Genomic DNA, 16316 nt, shown 5'->3' with positions numbered 1-16316 from the left:
ACCCGCACCCGACGCTGTTTGCGACCGCGGCGGCCGGCGACCCCGGCATCGCGTTCGCGCCGCTGCGGCTCTGGCCCACGGCCATCGCCCGGAACGAGACGTCGCCCCTCGCGCAGCTGAAGGCGCTGGGCTACGGCGACGCGATCCTCGCCGCGCGGGACGCCCGCGCCGCCGGCTTCGACGAGGCCCTGTTCAGCAACACTCGGCAGGCGCTCGCCTGCGCCGGCACCGGCAACGTCTTCGCGCTGTTCGGCCAGCGCCTGGTCACGCCGCCGCTCACTGATGGAGTGCTGGCCGGCATCGTCCGCGCCGTGGTGATCGCGCAGCTCGCGCCGGCCTGCGGGCTCGCCTGCGAGGAGCGCTCCATCACGCTCTCCGAGCTGCGCCGCGCCGACGCGGTGTTCGTGACCAACTCGCTGCGGCTGATCGCGCCGGTCACGGCGATCGGCGATTCTGGCGGCGGCGACACCGGCTACGCCCGCGACCATTCCCTACTGATGCGGCTGATGGCGGCCCTGCGCGACCGCGTCGCTGCGGAGTGCGGCGTGTCCCCGAACGACGTCTCGATCGGGGCGACATGACGGGGGCTCGGACGACGCACGCGCCCGACGGTCCCGGGCGGGTCTGGCTGCGGCGGGGCCTCGTCGGCCTCTACGGCCTCGTCGGCGCGGTGCACCTCGCCTCCCCCGACACCTTGATGCCGATCATGCCGGCCTGGGTGCCGGAGCCGCGCCTCGTCATCCTCGGCACCGGCCTCTGCGAGATCGCCAGCGCCCTGGCGCTGACGAGCCCAACTTGGCGCCGGGCTGCCGGGATCGGGCTCGCGCTCTACGCGCTCTGCGTCTGGCCGGCCAACGTCAAGCAGGCGATCGAAGGGATCGTCGTGCCGCCGCTGCCGGATTCCTGGTGGTATCACGGGCCCCGCCTGGCGTTCCAACCGGTGCTGATCTGGGTGGGACTGTATGCCGGCGGCGCGATCGACTGGCCGTTCGGCGGCGCGCGGCGCTGACCCTAGCCTCCGAGAGACCAGGATCGCGTGATCCCAGGATCCGGTGATGCAACGATCCGGGATCCTGGGATCACGGGCCGGTCGGCGAGGACGCCCGACGCATGAAAAAAGCCCGGCGCTTCGGAGCGCCGGGCCTGTCGGTGCGCCGATCCCGAGGGCGGGATCGGCGGTCGCGGATCAGGGCTTGGGGGCCGGCGCGGCGCCGGCCGCGCCGGGCTGCTCGAGCTTCTTGCGCATGTCCTCGCTGCGCTTCTCGAGCTCCGACTGCAACTTCTTCTGCTGCTCCTCGAGCACCTTCGGGTCCATGGCCGGGCCGTCGAAGGCCTTGCCGAAGCCGGCGAGCGGCACGGCGAAGGTCACCTCGCGCTGGGTCTGGTTCTGCACCGAGACGTTGAGCGTGGTGCCCTTCTTCATCGCGGCGACGACGCCGGCGTCGACGCCGCCGGCCTCGGCGAAGCAGCCGTTGGGGAAGCAGACGGCGAACTTGCCGGCGGTGCCCTGCTGGCCGTCGACGGTGAAGCGGATGCCGGGCTGCAGCAGCAGGCCGAGCGGCAGCAGGTAGCGCACCACGCGCACCTCCTGCTTCGTGGCCGGGTTCTTCATCTCATACACGGCGACCGCGAGGACCGGCTGGCCCTGGTCGGAGACGAAGTCGCGGGTGGTGTAGCAGATGTCGGTGCCCGAGCCGCCGTCCTTGCCGCAGACCTTGGTCCAGTCGGCCTGGCTCGGCTCGGACTTCACGGTCACGGTCTGCGGGCCGGTCTGCGCCGCGGTGTTGGCCGCCGGCGTGCTCTGGCCCGGTGCCGGCGCCGTCGGCGCGGGGGCCGCGGGGGCGGGCGGCGCCTTCTTCGGCTGGGCGAGGGCGGGCCCGGCAAGGCCGGCGAGCGCAAGGAACGCGGCGGCGCGCATCAGGTGCGCCGGGCTTTTGGCGAAGGACATCGGCTCAGACCCTTTGAAGTTCGTCGATTGGAGGAGGACGTCGTGACGGGAAAAACGTGACGCGGTGCGGGATAGCGGGGCGACCGGTCCCGACAGGGGGCGCCGCGCTGGTCCCGGGCGATCGGGCGGCCTGCATTCCCCGCCGAATGCGGCGAAGGCATGACACCTGCCAGGACGCCCGCGACGTCGCCCGGCGCGGTACCCGCGACCGGCGCGCCCACGAACCGCGAATCCGCGGGCCGTCCTTAGGCGCGGGTTAACCCTAAACCGGCATCGATGGCCAGTCGTCATGCGGGATGCACGCCGACCTTCGGATGGAGTTCGAGAACCCCGTGAGCGCGGCGCAGCCCTCCATCGAGCCGTCGACCGTCGGATGGGGACCGGCCACCCGCGGTGCGGTGCGGTCCCAGGTCGTCCCGGAGGTCGCTTCGGAGATCGTCCCGGAGGTGATCCTGCCGCGGGCGGGCCTGTGCGCGCTGCTGGCCGGAACCGCCCGCCTCGATCCCGGCCGCCTCGCCTTCGCCGACGCCGCGCCCAAGCGCGGCTGGAGCGGCAGGCCGCCGATGGCGTGGACCTACGGGACGGCCGCCGAGATCATCGGGCGCCTCGCCCGGGCGCTGCGGACCTGGCGGCTGGCGCCGGGAAGCCGGATCGGCCTGTGGTTCCCCGGAAGCACCGAAGGCCTCGTCGCCCACTTGGCCGTCGAGGCGGCCGGCCACGTCCCCTGCCTCCTCCCCCCGTCCTGGACCGAGGCGCAGGCCGCCGCCGGCATCCAGGCGGCCGGCCTCTCCGCGGTGCTGACCCAGACCCAGGTCGGCGCGAACCGCCCGGCGGAGGCCCTGTGCCGGATCGCGGCCGGCTATTTCGGCCTGCGCTACCTCGCGGCCTTCGGGCCGGCCGTCCCCGACGGCGTGATCAACCTCGATGCGCTGGCCCTCGATCGCGCCGGCGGGACCGCGCCCTTGCCCGAGACCGGCGGCGGCCTCGTCAGCTTCGCTGCCGGCGATCCGGCCCGGCCGGTCCACCGCACCGGAGACGCGCTGCTCGCGGCGATCGCCGCGCATCTCGTGTCGGCCCGGATCGAACCCGGCGACCGAATCCTCACCCTGCTGCCGCCCTCCGACCTGCGCGGGCTCGTCACCGGGCTCGGTGCGGCGCTCGCCGCGGGCGTCGACCTCGAGACGATGCCGGTCTTCGACGGGCCGGCCCTGATCGAGAACCTGGCGCAGCCGCGCCCGACCCATCTCGTCGCCCCGGCCTTCCTGGAGCAGGCCCTCGACGCCCTGCCCTCGGCGACGCGCTCCGTGGTCCTGGCCCGTCGCGCCCCAGGGTCGGTGCCTCCGCACGCGGCGGATCGGGCCGCGGGATCGCCGGTCCTCGACGTGCTGGCCTTCGACGAGGATGCGGTGCTGTCGGTCAGGCGCTCCGGGTCGAGCGGTCCCACGTCGGATCTCGCCTCGGTGCTCGCGGAGCCCGCCCGCCTCGCCCTGCCCCCTGCCCTGTTCGACCTGCGCCGCGACCCCGACGGCCGCCTCGCCTTCCGCGGCCAGGCCTGCGCGACGACTCGGGTGCAGCGCGGCGAGGTGGACGCGACCGAGGCCGGAAGCTTTCGCGCCTCGCGCTTCCGGGCCGATCGCTTTGCCGGAACCGGGATGGCGGTGACGGAGGCCTGAGCGGCCGCGCCCCCGACCCCGCGCCGCGCCATTCGGCCGGGCTGCGGCGCGTCCCCGCCCGTCCGATCTCCTGATCGCGCCGCCTGACGGGCCGCCCGGGATCGCACCGAAAACCCAAAGTCTCGAAGGCGTTGGACGCTCGTCCGCACCCGCATCCCCGGCGCGCGCGGCGTTCCCGGCCGCGCAGTTCATCGCACGCTCATCGGACGGGTTTATTTTCGCATCAACAAACGGTGCCGGCGAACCAAACCGTCTGCGGTGGGTTTAAAGCTCAGCTCTCTTCCCAACTCGTCAGCGATGGGGTAGCTCTCGGTCTATGGGTGCGCTGCAACAAGTGCTCGTCGTCGACGACGGCGTCCGTGCTGTCGATCACTCGCTGGCCGGAGAGCTGGCCGAGCTCGGCTATGCCAGCGTCACCGTCTCCCTCGAGGCGGCGGCGGACGTGCTGGCGGTGATCGCCCGTCCCGCCGCGATCCTGCTCCAGACCTCGTCACGCCGCGACTCGGGCTACGCCCGCCTCGCTGCACGGCTCCGGGCTCAAGTGCGCGACCAGGGCATCCCTGTCTTGGTGATCGACGGCGAGAACGCGCGCCGCGCCGGCGCTCCCGTCGACCTGATGAGCCGCATCGGCCCCTACGTCGTCAACGAGCCCGACCTCTAGTCAGAGCGCTCAGCCGCGGCGCCGATCCGTCACGAGTGGATCGGCGCGTCGTGCTTGTGGAAGGCCTTGAGCCGACGGAACAGCGTCGTGTCGTAGTTCGCGGGCGCCGGCTCCTCGCCGACGAGCCAGCGGAACAGGTCGCGGTCGGGCACCTCGATCAGCGCCTCGAACAGGTCGAGGTCCGCGTCGCTCATGACGCCGATCTCGGCGTCGGCGAAGCGTCCCATGATCAGGTCCATCTCGCGGATGCCCCGGTGCCAGGCGCGAAACAGCGTGCGGCGGCGGCGGGGATCGAGATCCGCGCTGGTGCGGGTGGTGCCGGACATGGTTCTAGCCTCGGGTCGAAGGAGACAACCCGTGATCCGTGGATCACGGGACGATGATGGTCAGACCAATCCTGCGAAGGCGGTCTCGGACCACGACGCGGACGGCCCGGGCGGGGCGGGGGCGCGATCGCGCGGGCCCGGCGGCGGCTTCTGTCCGCGCTGGCCTTTGGAGACCCTGGGGCCGCGTTCCGGCTTGGCCGGGCCGCCGACCGCATCGAACTCGAACAGCACCCGGTGCCCGTGCGCGTCGCTGATCCACCCGTCGGAGAACCAGCCGACGAAGCGGCCTGAATAGGCGAAGACCTTGTCGTCGTCGATGATCGCCGCCGGGCGGCCGTCCCAGTGGTAGATCGCCCGGCCGTCGTCGCAGAACGCGGCGGGACGCCCCTCGCGGTCAAAGAACTCGATCATCGCCTCAGCTCCCGCCCCCGGCCGCGCGAAGCGCCACCTTCGACGTATCTAAGCCGTCGCGGCCGGCCTGCCAGCCGATCGCGCGTCGTCGTGCCGAGGATCCTGCGATCCGATGATCACGGGATGCCGGGCGTTCCCGTCGCGCGCCAGCGTCGAGCGGCCGCGCGACGGGGCGGACGGCACGGGATATTGACGACCCGCCGGGCAGGATGGCCCGCACGAGCGGCAGGATGGGCGGGACGAGCGAAGTGTCGATGCGCGACGAGACACCCCCGGCGCTCCTGCGCCCCAGCATCCTCGACCCGCTGTTCGCGCCCGTGCGCGGGCTGCCGGGCGTCGGCGCGAAGATGGCGCCGATGATCGAGCGGCTGCTCGGCACGCCCGAGCGGCCGGCCCGCATCGTCGACCTGCTGTTCCACCTGCCCCAGGGCGGCATCGCGCAGAAGCTCGTCGGCTCGGTCGGCGAGGCTCCGGTCGGCGAGCCGGTCACCGTCGGCGTCACCGTCTCCCTCCACCGGCCGGCCGGGACCGGGCCGGGCAAGCGCCCGCACCGGGTGCTGGTCGAGGACGAGACCGGCGACATCACCCTGGTGTTCTTCGGGATGCCGGCAGCGCGCGTCGAGAAGATGCTGCCCCTGGGCAGCCACCGCTACGTCACCGGCCGCATCGACCTCTGGGACGGCAGCCGCCAGATGGTGCATCCGTCGCGCATCGTCGACGCGGAGGGCCTGGCCGCCCTGCCCTCCGTCGAGCCGGTCTACGGCGCCACGGAAGGGTTGACCTCGCGGGCGATCGGCAAGCTCGCGGTCGCCGCCCTGGAGCGGCTGCCGGTGCTGCCCGAATGGCAGGACCCCGCCTGGCTGCAGCAAAACCGGTTGCCGCCCTTCGCCGACGCGCTGCGCGCCGAGCACCGGCCCGAGGAAGCGCCGAAAGCCCCGACGTTGGGCGCCAACGGCGTCGCCATCCCCCCGCCCGCGACGCCGTCGCGAAAACGGCTGGCCTACGACGAGCTTTTGGCCTCGCAGCTCGCCCTCGCGCTGATGCGCGCGCGCAGCCGCCGCAAGCCCGGGCGGGTCAACGCCGGCGACGGCCGCCTCTCCGCCCGGATCGAGGCCGGCCTACCCTTCGCTCTCACCGGCGCGCAGACGCGGGCCGTCGCCGAGATCCGCGGGGATCTGGCCTCCGACAAGCGGATGCTGCGCCTGCTCCAGGGCGACGTCGGCTCGGGCAAGACCGCGGTGGCGCTGCTCGCCATGGCCTCGGCCTGCGAGGCCGGCCGGCAGGCGGCCTTGATGGCGCCGACCGAGATCCTGGCGCGCCAGCACTTCGAGCGCTTGAAGCCGCTGGCGGGCGCCCTCCGCCTGCGCCTGATGACCGGCCGCGACCGCGCCGCCGAGCGCCGGGCGACGCTCACCGACCTCGCCGCCGGCGAGATCGACATTCTGGTCGGCACCCACGCGCTGTTCCAGGACAGCGTGGTGTTCTCCGATCTCGGGCTGGCGGTGGTGGACGAGCAGCACCGGTTCGGCGTCCACCAGCGCCTCGCGCTCGGGGCCAAGGGCGCGGCGGTGGACATCCTCGTCATGACCGCGACCCCGATCCCGCGGACGCTGGCCCTGACCTGCTTCGGCGACATGGACGTCTCGATCCTCGACGAGAAGCCGGCCGGCCGCCAGCCGATCCGCACGATCACCATCCCGACCGAGCGCATCGACGAGGTCGTGGCCGGGCTTCATCGCGCGCTCCAGGGCGGCGAGCGCGTCTACTGGATCTGCCCGCTGGTGGCCGAATCCGAGTTCGTCGACCTCGCCGCGGCCGAGGAGCGCTTCGAGGACCTGAAGCAGCATTTCGGCGCCGAGGTCGGGCTGATCCACGGCAAGATGCCCGGCGCCGACAAGGATGCGGCGATGGCCCGCTTCGCCGCGGGCGAGACCAAGGTGCTGGTCTCCACCACCGTGGTCGAGGTCGGCGTCGACGTGCCGGAGGCGACGATCATGGTGATCGAGCATGCCGAGCGCTTCGGGCTGGCCCAGCTGCACCAGCTGCGCGGCCGGGTCGGGCGCGGCTCGAAGGCCTCGTCCTGCCTGCTGCTCTATCGCGGGCCGCTCGGCCAGGTGTCGAAGGCCCGCCTCGAGATGATGCGCGAGAGCGAGGACGGGTTTCGCATCGCCGAGGCCGACTTGCGTCTCCGCGGCGAGGGGGAGGTGCTGGGTACCCGCCAATCCGGCGTCGCAGCCTTTCGGCTGGCCCGCCTGGAGAGCGACGGCGCCCTGCTGGAGGTCGCCCGCGACGACGCGCGGCTGATCGTCGAGCGCGACCCGGCCCTGCGGACGGAGCGCGGCCAAGCCCTGCGGGTGCTGCTCTACCTGTTCGAGCGCGACGCCGCGATCCGGCTGCTCGGGGCCGGCTGACGATCGTTTCGCCGACGCGTCGAGCCGGCGCGGGTTGCCGCAGCACCGGCGACAGGAATGCGGAATCGCCCTAGATCCTCCCTGCCGGATCGCCGGCCCGCCCTGAGGATTGTTCGCCCGTGCCCCAGCCGCCCCGAGAGGACCGAGTTTTCGCCGTCGCGGTCGTCGGCGCCGGGGCCGCCGGGCTTAGCGCTGCGCTGGCGCTCGCCCGCGACGGCATCCCGACGGCGCTGGTCGGGCGCCATGCACCCGTGGCGGACGGGCGCACCGTCGCCCTGCTCGACGGCTCCGTGCGCTTCCTCGACGCGTTGGGCGCCTGGGCGGGCATCGCCCCGCAGGCCGGCCCGCTGGCGACGCTTCAGATCATCGACGACACCGGAAGCCTCTTCCGCCCGCCGCCGGCGCGCTTCCATGCCGGCGAGATCGGCCTCGACGCGTTCGGCTGGAACGTCGAGAGCCGTCTCCTGGTCGAAGCCCTGCGCCGGCAGGCGCGGGCGACCGAACACCTCACGCTGTTCGAGAGCGACGCGGCGGAAGCCGTTGCGGGCGAAGAATTTTCCGAGGTTCGCCTTGTTGATGGCGGTCGGGTCTCGGCCCGGATCGTGGTGGCCGCGGACGGAGGCCGGTCGCCCCTGCGGACGGCCAGCCGCATCCGGGTGCGGGACTGGTCGTACCCGCAATCCGCGATCACGACGATCCTCGCGCACGACCGCCCGCACGGCAATGTCTCGACCGAGTTCCACACCCGCGGCGGCCCCTTCACCCTGGTGCCGCTGCCCAACAACCGCTCCAGCCTCGTGTGGGTCGCGGCCGAGGGCGTCGCGCGCCGCCTCTCCGCCCTCGACGACGCAGCCCTCGCCGAGGCGGTCACCGCCCAGGCGCAGGGCATGCTCGGGACGATGCGGGTCGACGGACCCCGCGGCCTCGTGCCGATGCGCGGCCTCTCCGTGGCGACCCCGACGGCCCACCGCCTCGCCCTGGTCGGCGAGGCCGCCCACGTCTTCCCGCCGATCGGCGCGCAAGGGCTGAACCTCGGGTTGCGGGATGCCGCCGCCCTCCGCGACGCGGTGCTCGGCGCGGTCCGCGAGCACCGCGATCCGGGCTCGCGCGCGGCGTTGGCCGGCTTCGCCCGCGCCCGGCGCCTCGACGCGGCGTTGCGATCGACTGCAGTCGACACCCTCAACCGCAGCCTGCTCGCCGACCTCATGCCCGTCGACGCGTTGCGCGGCGTCGGCCTGCTCGCGATGAGCGCGATCGGCCCGCTGCGCCGCGCCGTGATGCGCGAGGGCGTCCTGCCGCGGCTCGGCGCCCCGGAGCAGATGCGGGCTTCGCGTTGAATGAAAAATCTTTTTTGTACTGAAGGTTGGGGCCGGCGGTTCAGGTCGCGCATCAAGGGCTGCCGGCGCGAGAACCTGCTGCGCTCGTCTTTGGCCGCGCGCTTGGTCGATACCGGCATGCGCGTGCCGAACCGGACCCTCAGCAACTCACCGTGCTGGCCCAACAACGACCGCGCCCGGTGAGCTCAATCGAAAAAACGCAGTCCATCGAGCGGGTTGTCGCCGGGTGCTCACCGAGCACCTCGGCCCAACCGGACCATCCCGGGCCGCATCGCCCGGCGGCTGCCACCTGACACCCTGCCTTCCGGTCTATACACCCCGTCTCGCGGGCTCCACCTCCCGCCATCCGGGCATCGCCTGCCCGCCCGATCCGACGACGAACAGACACACGATGGCCAAGCCTGGATCCAAGACGCCCGCACCTCCGGCCCCCGCGCCGAAGGTCCAGACGGCGCGCTTCGCGCTTCCGAAGTCCGGGCCGCTGGCGCGGATTCGCGACGCGTTCGCCCGTGGCGAGAGCCCGACGCTCGCCGGCGTCCCGGACGGGTTCGACGCCCTGGTGGTGGCCGACCTCGCCCGGGCCTTGAGCGCCGGCTTCGAGGGGCCGGCGGTGCTGGTCCACGTCGCCCGCGATTCCGGGCGCTCGGCGGCCTTCGTCAACGCGCTGAAGTTCGTCGCCCCCGAGATCGAGGCGATGAGCGTGCCGGCCTGGGATTGCCAGCCCTACGACCGGGTCTCGCCCAACGGCGCCACGGCGGCGCAGCGCATGACCGCCTTCTCGCGGCTGACGCGCACGCGCTCCTCCGAGGCCGCGCCCCGCATCGTCTGCACCACGGTCAACGCCCTGATCCAGCGCGTGCCGCCGATGAAGCGCATCGCCGTGGAGACCTTCTCGGTGGCGATCGGCAACGTCGTCTCGATGGACAAGGTCGTGGCCTGGGTCGAGGCCAACGGCTTCCTGCGCACGGGGACGGTGCGGGACACGGGCGAATACGCCGTGCGCGGCGGCATCCTCGACCTGTCGCCGCCGGGACTCCCGAACCCGATCCGCCTCGACTTCTTCGGCGACACCCTGGAATCGATCCGCGCCTTCGATCCGGAGACGCAGCGCACCGTCGGGCAGCTCCGCTCCCTCGACCTCGTGCCGATGAGCGAGGTCCAGCTCACCACCGAGACCATCCGGCGCTTCCGCCAGGGCTACATCGCCAACTTCGGCGCCGCGACCCGCGACGACCGCCTCTACGAGACCGTGAGCGAGGGCCGGCGCTACGCTGGCCTCGAGCATTGGATGCCCCTGTTCTACGACGGCCTCGACACCCTGTTCGACTACGTCGCCGGGGTGCCGATGGTGTTCGAGCCGCAGATCGAGGACGCGGCCTCCGAGCGGCTGGCCTTGATCCAGGACTACTTCCAGGCTCGCGAGCAGGCGCGCAAGACCCCGCAATCGGGCGTCGCGCCCTACAAGCCGCTGCCGCCGCGCGCCCTCTACCTCACCCAGAACGAGCTGCGCGACCGGATCGCGGCCTGCTCGGTCGCCCGGCTGACGCCGTTCGCGGTGCCCGATGGCGGGGCCGACGGCCCGGCCATCGATTGCGGCGCCGAGCCCGGCCGCACCTTCGCGGCCGAGCGCGCCAGCGAGGCGACGAGCGTCTTCGACGCGGCGGTGGCGCACGTGAAGGACCTGCAGGGATCCGGTCACTACGTGATCCTGGGATCCTGGTCCGAGGGCTCGCGCGACCGCCTCTGCGGCGTGCTCGCCGACCACGGCCTGAAGAAACCGATGGCGATCTCGCGCCTCTCGGACGTCTACGCGTTGAAGCGCGGCACCGACGTGGCGGTCGCGGTCTGGGGCCTCGAATCCGGCTTCACGACGGGCCAGCTCGCCGTGGTCTCGGAGGGCGACATCCTCGGCGACCGGCTCGTGCGCCAGAAGCGCAAGTCCAAGCGGCCGCAGGACGTCATCCTGGAGGTGCAGGCGCTCCAGCCCGGCGACCTCGTGGTGCATGCCGACCACGGCATCGGCCGGTTCGTCGGCCTGAAGACGGTGACGGCGGCGGGCGCCCCGCACGATTGCCTGGAGCTGCAATACGCCACCGGCCTGCTGCTGCTGCCGGTGGAGAACATCGAGCTTCTGACCCGCTACGGCTCCGAGGATTCGGAGGTCGCGCTGGACCGCCTCGGCGGCGCCGGCTGGCAGGCGCGCAAGGCGCGGATGAAGAAGCGCATCCTCGAGATGGCCGGCGAACTCATCAAGGTCGCAGCCCAGCGCTTCGTGCGGCAGGCGCCGCGGCTGGTGCCGCCGGAGGGGCTCTACGGCGAGTTCGCCGCCCGCTTCGCCTTCGAGGAGACCGAGGACCAGGCCAACGCCATCGAGGCGGTGCTCTCGGACCTGAACGAGGGCCGCCCGATGGACCGGCTCGTCTGCGGCGACGTCGGCTTCGGCAAGACCGAGGTGGCGTTGCGCGCCGCCTTCGCCGCCTCGATCTCGGGGCGGCAGGTGGCGGTGGTGGTGCCGACCACCCTGCTCGCCCGCCAGCACTTCCGCACCTTCGCCGAGCGCTTCAAGGGCCTGCCGATCCAGGTGGCGCAGCTCTCGCGCTTCGTCGGCGCCGCCGAGATGAAGCAGAACCGTGCGGGGATCGCGGCGGGCACCGTCGACATCGTCGTCGGCACCCATGCGGTGCTCGCCAAGACCATCGCCTTCAAGGACCTCGGCCTGATCATCGTCGACGAGGAGCAGCACTTCGGCGTCAGCCACAAGGAGCGCCTGAAGGCGCTGCAGGCGGACGTGCACGTGCTGACGCTCTCGGCCACCCCGATCCCGCGGACCCTGCAGCTGGCGATGACGGGCGTGCGCGACCTCTCGATCATCGCCACGCCCCCGGTCGACCGCCTGGCGGTGCGCACCTTCGTGACGCCGTTCGATCCGTTGACCATCCGCGAGGCGCTGCTGCGCGAGCGCTACCGCGGCGGGCAGTCGTTCTACGTGGTGCCGCGGATCGAGGACCTCGCCGAGGTGAAGCGCTTCCTCGACACCGAGATGCCCGAGACCACGGTCGCGGTGGCGCACGGGCAGATGGCGGCGGGCCAGCTCGAGGACGTGATGACCGCGTTCTACGAGGGCAAGTACGACGTGCTGCTCTCGACCACGATCGTCGAATCGGGCCTCGACATCCCCACCGCCAACACGCTGATCGTGCACCGGGCCGACATGTTCGGCCTGGCCCAGCTGTATCAGCTGCGCGGCCGCGTCGGCCGCTCCAAGGCCCGCGCCTACGCCCTGTTCACGACGCCGGCCAACCGCACGCTGAGCGCCCAGGCCGAGCAGCGCCTCAACGTGCTGCAGACCCTCGACACGCTCGGCGCCGGCTTCCAGCTGGCCTCCCACGACCTCGACATCCGCGGCGCCGGCAACCTGCTCGGCGACGCGCAGTCCGGCCACATCAAGGAGGTCGGCTACGAGCTCTACCAGCAGATGCTGGAGGACGCGGTCACCGCGCTCAAGGCCGGCTACGAGGAGCCGGTGGAGGAGGCGTGGTCGCCGACCATCGCGCTCGGCGCCCCCGTCACGATCCCCGAGACCTACGTCGAGGACCTCGGCGTGCGGCTCGCGCTCTACCGCCGGCTCTCGACCCTGGAGAACGACGCCGAGATGGAGGCGTTCGGCGCCGAGCTCATCGACCGCTTCGGGCCGCTGCCGCCGGAGGTGGAGCAGCTGCTCAAGATCGTCACGATCAAGATCCTGTGCCTGGCCGCCAACATCGCCAAGGTCGAGGCCGGCCCCAAGGGCGTCGTCGTCCACTTCCGCGACAAGTCGTTCGCGAACCCGCAGGGGCTCGTCGCCTACGTCGCCGAGCAGGCCTCGTTCGCCAAGGTGCGTCCGGACATGAGCGTGGTGTTCATCCGCGACCTCGACTCGATCCCGGCCCGGCTCAAGACCGCGACGCAGGTGGTGCGGGCGCTCGCAGGGATCGCCGAGCGCGGGGGGAAGAAGAAGGCGGCGTGACCGCCTCCCGCTCGGCGGGAGGCGGGCTAGAGCATTTTCGAGCGAGGTGGATGCCGTCTCGCGTGAAGATAACCTGATCGCACAACAAGATAGAGCAGTTTCGGTGATCCAGAGATCACCGAAACTGCTCTCGCGCCGCTCAGCGCGTCGCCAGGGCCTGGGACGCGTCCGGACGCGATGCGTCCAGGCGCGGCATCTCGGCGGGATGCGGGGCCTTCGCATGCACGGCGCCGAGCGCACCCGTCGGCGGGTTCGACGGAGCGCCGGCCATCGCTTCCGAGCCTTCGAAGGCCGTGCCGGCTCGGCCCAGCGTCTCGGCATGCGCGAACAACGCCTTCATGTAGCGCTGGTCGAACGGGGCCGGCGATGTCTCGGTGAAGCGGTCGTCGATCTCGGCGACCTTCAGGTCGAGGGATTCGCGGCGGGCGAAGGCGTCGGCAATCGCGAGGGCGTCGAGCGTCTGCGCCTTGATCGCCGCCGACATCGCCCGCCCGAGCACCGAGAGCGTGGTGTGCGTCGCCATCTGGAAGTACGGCGCGAGCTTGTTGTTGACCACGAGGTAGACCGTCCGGGCCGGGATCTTCACCCCGCCCGAGCCTGTCAGCGCGGCGATAAGCGCCGGCTTCGGCGCCAGGAAGAACGGCGCCGTGGTGCCGCCGTCCACGTGCATCTCCTGGATCGTCTTGCCATCTGCGGTGGCCGAATCGATCGAGACCGGCGGGAACACGCCGGGCACCGCGGACGAGGCCAGCACGATCGCGCGGAACAGGTTCAGCGCCTTGTCGTCGCCGACCGTGGCGATGGCGCCCATGTCCCACAGCACCGGGCGCTCGGTGTCGAGCTCGGTGGTGGCGACCAGCAGGCGGCGGCCCTTGGCGTGCTCGGCCGCGATCGCCTTCAACAGGCGCGGCGTCACCGCCTTCTCGATCCGGCGCTTGAGCGGCCAGGTGTCGGTCAGGGCCTCGTTGGAGCCGCCGAACTCGAACACGTCCGCCGCCGAGACCGTGGTGTAGGCCTCGCGCAGGGCCGCGTCGCCGGCGGCGCCGATGAAGGCGAAGGGCGCGATCAGGGCCCCCGTCGAGACGCCGGTGATGACGCCGAAGGCCGGGCGGCGGCCGCTGGCGGTCCAGCCGGAGAGCAGTCCGGCCGCGAATGCGCCGTTCTCGCCGCCGCCGGAGAGGACGAGCCATGGGTCGGCGGCCGCGGACGCCTGGTCGATCAGCGCCTGGAAGGCCTGGGGGTCGTCGCCGGCGATGCGCAGGGGACCCTTCAGGGCGGCGGGACGCGCCGTGGCGATTTCGCCCGGGGTGAAGACCGTGCGCTCGGCCCGCTTGGCCGTGTCCGATCCGGCGAAGGACAGATCGGGCGCACCGATCCCGAGAGCGAGGACTGTCGCGCAGAGGGCGATCCGACGCGTCTTGGATGTGGGCATAGCCCGATTCCCGATATCGATTGACCCACCTCGGTTCGAAAAACGCCGCGCCGTCCGTCGCGTTCCCGATATGGGGCGTAACCGCCGCGCCCAGAGTGCCCGTCGTGCGGCAGCGCACCATGATCCGAGCCGCGCGGATCGCTTTACGCCGGGCCGGTGCTTGCACTAACCGGACGAACCGCTCGGTCACGCCGACCCGCAACGAGGTTTTGACATGAAACTGCCGCGCCGCTTCTTCCAGCCGCTCGCCGCCGGCGCGCCCGAGCCCTTCCGCGAGCTGCCGGTGCGGCTGGAGCGGATGATCCACTTCGTGCCGCCCCACAACGACAAGGTCCGCGCCCGCGTGCCGGAGCTCGCGCCGACCGTCGACGTCGTGCTCGGCAACCTGGAGGACGCGGTGCCGATGGACCAGAAGGAGGCGGCCCGGAAGGGCTTCGTCCAGATGGCGCAGGCGACCGACTTCGCGGCGACCGGCACCGGGCTGTGGAGCCGCATCAATGCGTTGAACTCGCCGTGGTTTCTCGACGACCTGTTCGAGCTCGTGGCCGAAGTCGGCTCGAAGCTCGACGTGGTGATGATCCCCAAGGTCGAGGGCCCGTGGGACATCCACTACGTCGACCAGCTCCTCGCCCAGCTCGAGGCGCGCCACGGCGTGACGAAGCCGATCCTGATCCACGCGATCCTCGAGACGGCCGAAGGCGTCGCAAACGTCGACGCCATCGCCTGCGCGTCGCCCCGCATGCACGGAATGAGCCTCGGCCCCGCCGACCTGGCGGCGTCCCGCGGCATGAAGACCACCCGCGTCGGCGGCGGCCATCCGGAATACCGGGTGATCGCCGACCCGACGGCTGAGGGCGTCGCCCGCGCCAGCGCGCAGCAGGATCTCTGGCACTACACCATCGCGAAAATGGTCGACGCCTGCATGGCCAACGGCATCAAGGCCTTCTACGGCCCGTTCGGCGACTTCTCCGACGGCCCGGCCTGCGAGGTCCAGTTCCGCAACGCCTTCCTCATGGGCTGCGCCGGCGCCTGGACGCTGCACCCGAACCAGGTCGCCATCGCCAAGCGCGTCTTCGCCCCCGATCCGGACGAGGTGGCCTTCGCCGCCCGCATCGTCGCGGCGATGCCCGACGGCACCGGCGCGGTGATGCTCGACGGCAAGATGCAGGACGACGCCACCTGGAAGCAGGCCAAGGTCATCGTCGACCTGGCCAAGCTCGTGGCGGCCAAGGACCCGGAGCTGGCCGCGGTCTACAAGCTCGGCTGATCCCGGGCGCCGCCCGAGCCCGGCCACCGCTTCGGCGGCGCGGCGGCTCTCCGCCGGACCTCATCGGTTCACCCATGAGGCCTGGTGGGCGCCGTCACGATCCGAACCGGGTGCGGTAATCCTGCGGCAGCGTAGCGACGAGCCGCAGGAAGCTGCGGCGCATCGTTTCCTCCGAACCGAAGCCGCAGGCCTGCGCGATGCGCTTCACCGGGCGCCGCGTCTCGGACAACGCCCGCTGCGCCGCCTCCACCCGCAGCCGCTCGACCCCCTTGGCCGGCGTCAGCCCGGTCGCCGAACGGTAGTGGCGCCCGAGGCTGCGCTCGCTCATGCCCGCCGCCGCCGCGAGCGCCGGCAGCGAGAGGTCGCCGGCCAGGTTCTCCCGGATCCAGGCATGGAGGGCGTCGAAGCGGTCGTCGCCGGCCTGGAGCGCGAGCGCCGCGCTGAACTGCGCCTGCCCGCCCGGCCGCTTGAGGAACATCACGAGATGGCGCGCGACCCCGAGCGCCAGGGGGCGGCCGAGGTCCTGTTCCACCAGCGCCAGCGCCAGGTCGATGCCCGCGGTGATCCCCGCCGAGGACCAGACCGGGCCGTCCTGCACGAAGATCGGGTCCGGCTCGACGCGTGCCAGCGGATAGCGTTTCGCGAGCCGCGCGCAATAGGCCCAGTGCGTTGCCGCCCGGCGCCCGTCGAGGAGCCCCGCGGCCCCGAGCAGGAAGGCGCCGGTGCAGACCGAGGCGACCCGGCGCGCCCGCGCCGCCCGCGCCCGCATCCAGTCGATGAGGTCCGCGTCGGCGCAGGCCGCGACGACGCCGGGGCCGCCGGCCACGATCAGCGTGTCGAGGGG

The 16316-nt window shown here is 72.3% G+C and carries 13 protein-coding genes; 8 read left to right on the top strand and 5 right to left on the bottom strand.

From position 1 onward, the window contains the following. Both FV229_RS18670 and FV229_RS18665 read left to right on the top strand, forming a co-directional pair. On the top strand, window positions 1-581 hold a 581-nt coding region (locus FV229_RS18670; RefSeq protein ID WP_147753401.1), incomplete at its 5' end, for an aminotransferase class IV. Further along, window positions 578-1009, top strand: a complete 432-nt coding sequence (locus FV229_RS18665; RefSeq protein WP_147753400.1) for a DoxX family protein — start codon at window positions 578-580, stop codon at window positions 1007-1009. The genes FV229_RS18670 and FV229_RS18665, both read left to right, overlap by 4 nt. A 177-nt stretch (window positions 1010-1186) precedes the next feature. Here the strand turns inward: FV229_RS18665 and FV229_RS18660 are convergent, their stop codons facing one another. Beyond that, window positions 1187-1948 (bottom strand): invasion associated locus B family protein, encoded by a 762-nt coding sequence (locus tag FV229_RS18660; protein WP_147753399.1) that lies wholly within the window; start codon window positions 1946-1948, stop codon window positions 1187-1189. Between the two features lie 314 nt (window positions 1949-2262). On the opposite strand from FV229_RS18660, the gene FV229_RS18655 reads away from it, so the two are divergent. Then, window positions 2263-3621, top strand: coding sequence for an AMP-binding protein (locus FV229_RS18655; RefSeq protein WP_147753398.1), 1359 nt, complete (start codon window positions 2263-2265; stop codon window positions 3619-3621). Between the two features lie 316 nt (window positions 3622-3937). Further along, window positions 3938-4282: a hypothetical protein gene (locus FV229_RS18650; RefSeq protein ID WP_147753397.1), complete on the top strand. Its 345-nt coding sequence runs from the start codon at window positions 3938-3940 to the stop codon at window positions 4280-4282. 29 nt (window positions 4283-4311) lie between these two features. Here the strand turns inward: FV229_RS18650 and FV229_RS18645 are convergent, their stop codons facing one another. Together FV229_RS18645 and FV229_RS18640 are read right to left on the bottom strand one after the other, a co-directional pair. Beyond that, a complete protein-coding gene (locus FV229_RS18645; RefSeq protein ID WP_147753396.1) occupies window positions 4312-4608 on the bottom strand; it encodes a succinate dehydrogenase assembly factor 2 in 297 nt (98 codons plus the stop codon). Between the two features lie 60 nt (window positions 4609-4668). Then, window positions 4669-5019 (bottom strand): 4-fold beta flower protein, encoded by a 351-nt coding sequence (locus tag FV229_RS18640; RefSeq protein ID WP_147753395.1) that lies wholly within the window; start codon window positions 5017-5019, stop codon window positions 4669-4671. A 254-nt stretch (window positions 5020-5273) separates the two neighbouring features. On the opposite strand from FV229_RS18640, the gene recG reads away from it, so the two are divergent. The 3 genes from recG (at window position 5274) to mfd (ending at window position 12773) form a co-directional block, all read left to right on the top strand. Continuing rightward, a complete protein-coding gene (gene recG / locus FV229_RS18635; RefSeq protein ID WP_147753394.1) occupies window positions 5274-7430 on the top strand; it encodes an ATP-dependent DNA helicase RecG in 2157 nt (718 codons plus the stop codon). Window positions 7431-7549: 119 nt separating this feature from the next. Further along, entirely contained in the window at window positions 7550-8767 is a 1218-nt protein-coding gene (locus FV229_RS18630) for an FAD-dependent monooxygenase (RefSeq protein ID WP_147753393.1), read from the top strand. Between the two features lie 391 nt (window positions 8768-9158). Next, on the top strand, window positions 9159-12773 hold the full coding sequence (mfd, locus tag FV229_RS18625) for a transcription-repair coupling factor (RefSeq protein ID WP_147753392.1): 3615 nt from the start codon (window positions 9159-9161) through the stop codon (window positions 12771-12773). Between the two features lie 139 nt (window positions 12774-12912). On the opposite strand, the gene FV229_RS18620 is transcribed toward mfd, so the two are convergent. Further along, on the bottom strand, window positions 12913-14205 hold the full coding sequence (locus FV229_RS18620; RefSeq protein ID WP_147753391.1) for a patatin-like phospholipase family protein: 1293 nt from the start codon (window positions 14203-14205) through the stop codon (window positions 12913-12915). 214 nt (window positions 14206-14419) lie between these two features. On the opposite strand from FV229_RS18620, the gene FV229_RS18615 reads away from it, so the two are divergent. Beyond that, window positions 14420-15472 carry a CoA ester lyase gene (locus FV229_RS18615; protein WP_147753390.1) on the top strand — a complete coding sequence of 351 codons (1053 nt, stop codon included), beginning with the start codon at window positions 14420-14422 and terminating at the stop codon, window positions 15470-15472. A 94-nt stretch (window positions 15473-15566) separates the two neighbouring features. Here the strand turns inward: FV229_RS18615 and FV229_RS18610 are convergent. After that, window positions 15567-16316: helix-turn-helix domain-containing protein (locus FV229_RS18610; protein WP_147753389.1), on the bottom strand; the 750-nt coding region annotated here is incomplete at its 5' end.

The organism is Methylobacterium sp. WL120 (assembly GCF_008039465.1).
In the GTDB taxonomy this organism is placed as follows: Bacteria; Pseudomonadota; Alphaproteobacteria; order Rhizobiales; family Beijerinckiaceae; genus Methylobacterium; species Methylobacterium cerastii.
Note: the sequence above shows the minus strand (reverse complement) of the source record. Positions and strands in the feature narration are given on the sequence as shown.

What these genes read in the sequence shown, in the direction of transcription:
- FV229_RS18655 (WP_147753398.1), top strand. Translation starts at nt 2,263, where the DNA reads ATGGAGTTCGAGAACCCCGTGAGCGCGGCGCAGCCCTCCATCGAGCCG.
- FV229_RS18650 (WP_147753397.1), top strand. Translation starts at nt 3,938, where the DNA reads ATGGGTGCGCTGCAACAAGTGCTCGTCGTCGACGACGGCGTCCGTGCT.
- FV229_RS18615 (WP_147753390.1), top strand. Translation starts at nt 14,420, where the DNA reads ATGAAACTGCCGCGCCGCTTCTTCCAGCCGCTCGCCGCCGGCGCGCCC.
- FV229_RS18640 (WP_147753395.1), bottom strand. Translation starts at nt 5,019, where the DNA reads ATGATCGAGTTCTTTGACCGCGAGGGGCGTCCCGCCGCGTTCTGCGAC.
- recG (WP_147753394.1), top strand. Translation starts at nt 5,274, where the DNA reads ATGCGCGACGAGACACCCCCGGCGCTCCTGCGCCCCAGCATCCTCGAC.
- FV229_RS18620 (WP_147753391.1), bottom strand. Translation starts at nt 14,205, where the DNA reads ATGCCCACATCCAAGACGCGTCGGATCGCCCTCTGCGCGACAGTCCTC.
- FV229_RS18660 (WP_147753399.1), bottom strand. Translation starts at nt 1,948, where the DNA reads ATGTCCTTCGCCAAAAGCCCGGCGCACCTGATGCGCGCCGCCGCGTTC.
- FV229_RS18645 (WP_147753396.1), bottom strand. Translation starts at nt 4,608, where the DNA reads ATGTCCGGCACCACCCGCACCAGCGCGGATCTCGATCCCCGCCGCCGC.
- mfd (WP_147753392.1), top strand. Translation starts at nt 9,159, where the DNA reads ATGGCCAAGCCTGGATCCAAGACGCCCGCACCTCCGGCCCCCGCGCCG.
- FV229_RS18665 (WP_147753400.1), top strand. Translation starts at nt 578, where the DNA reads ATGACGGGGGCTCGGACGACGCACGCGCCCGACGGTCCCGGGCGGGTC.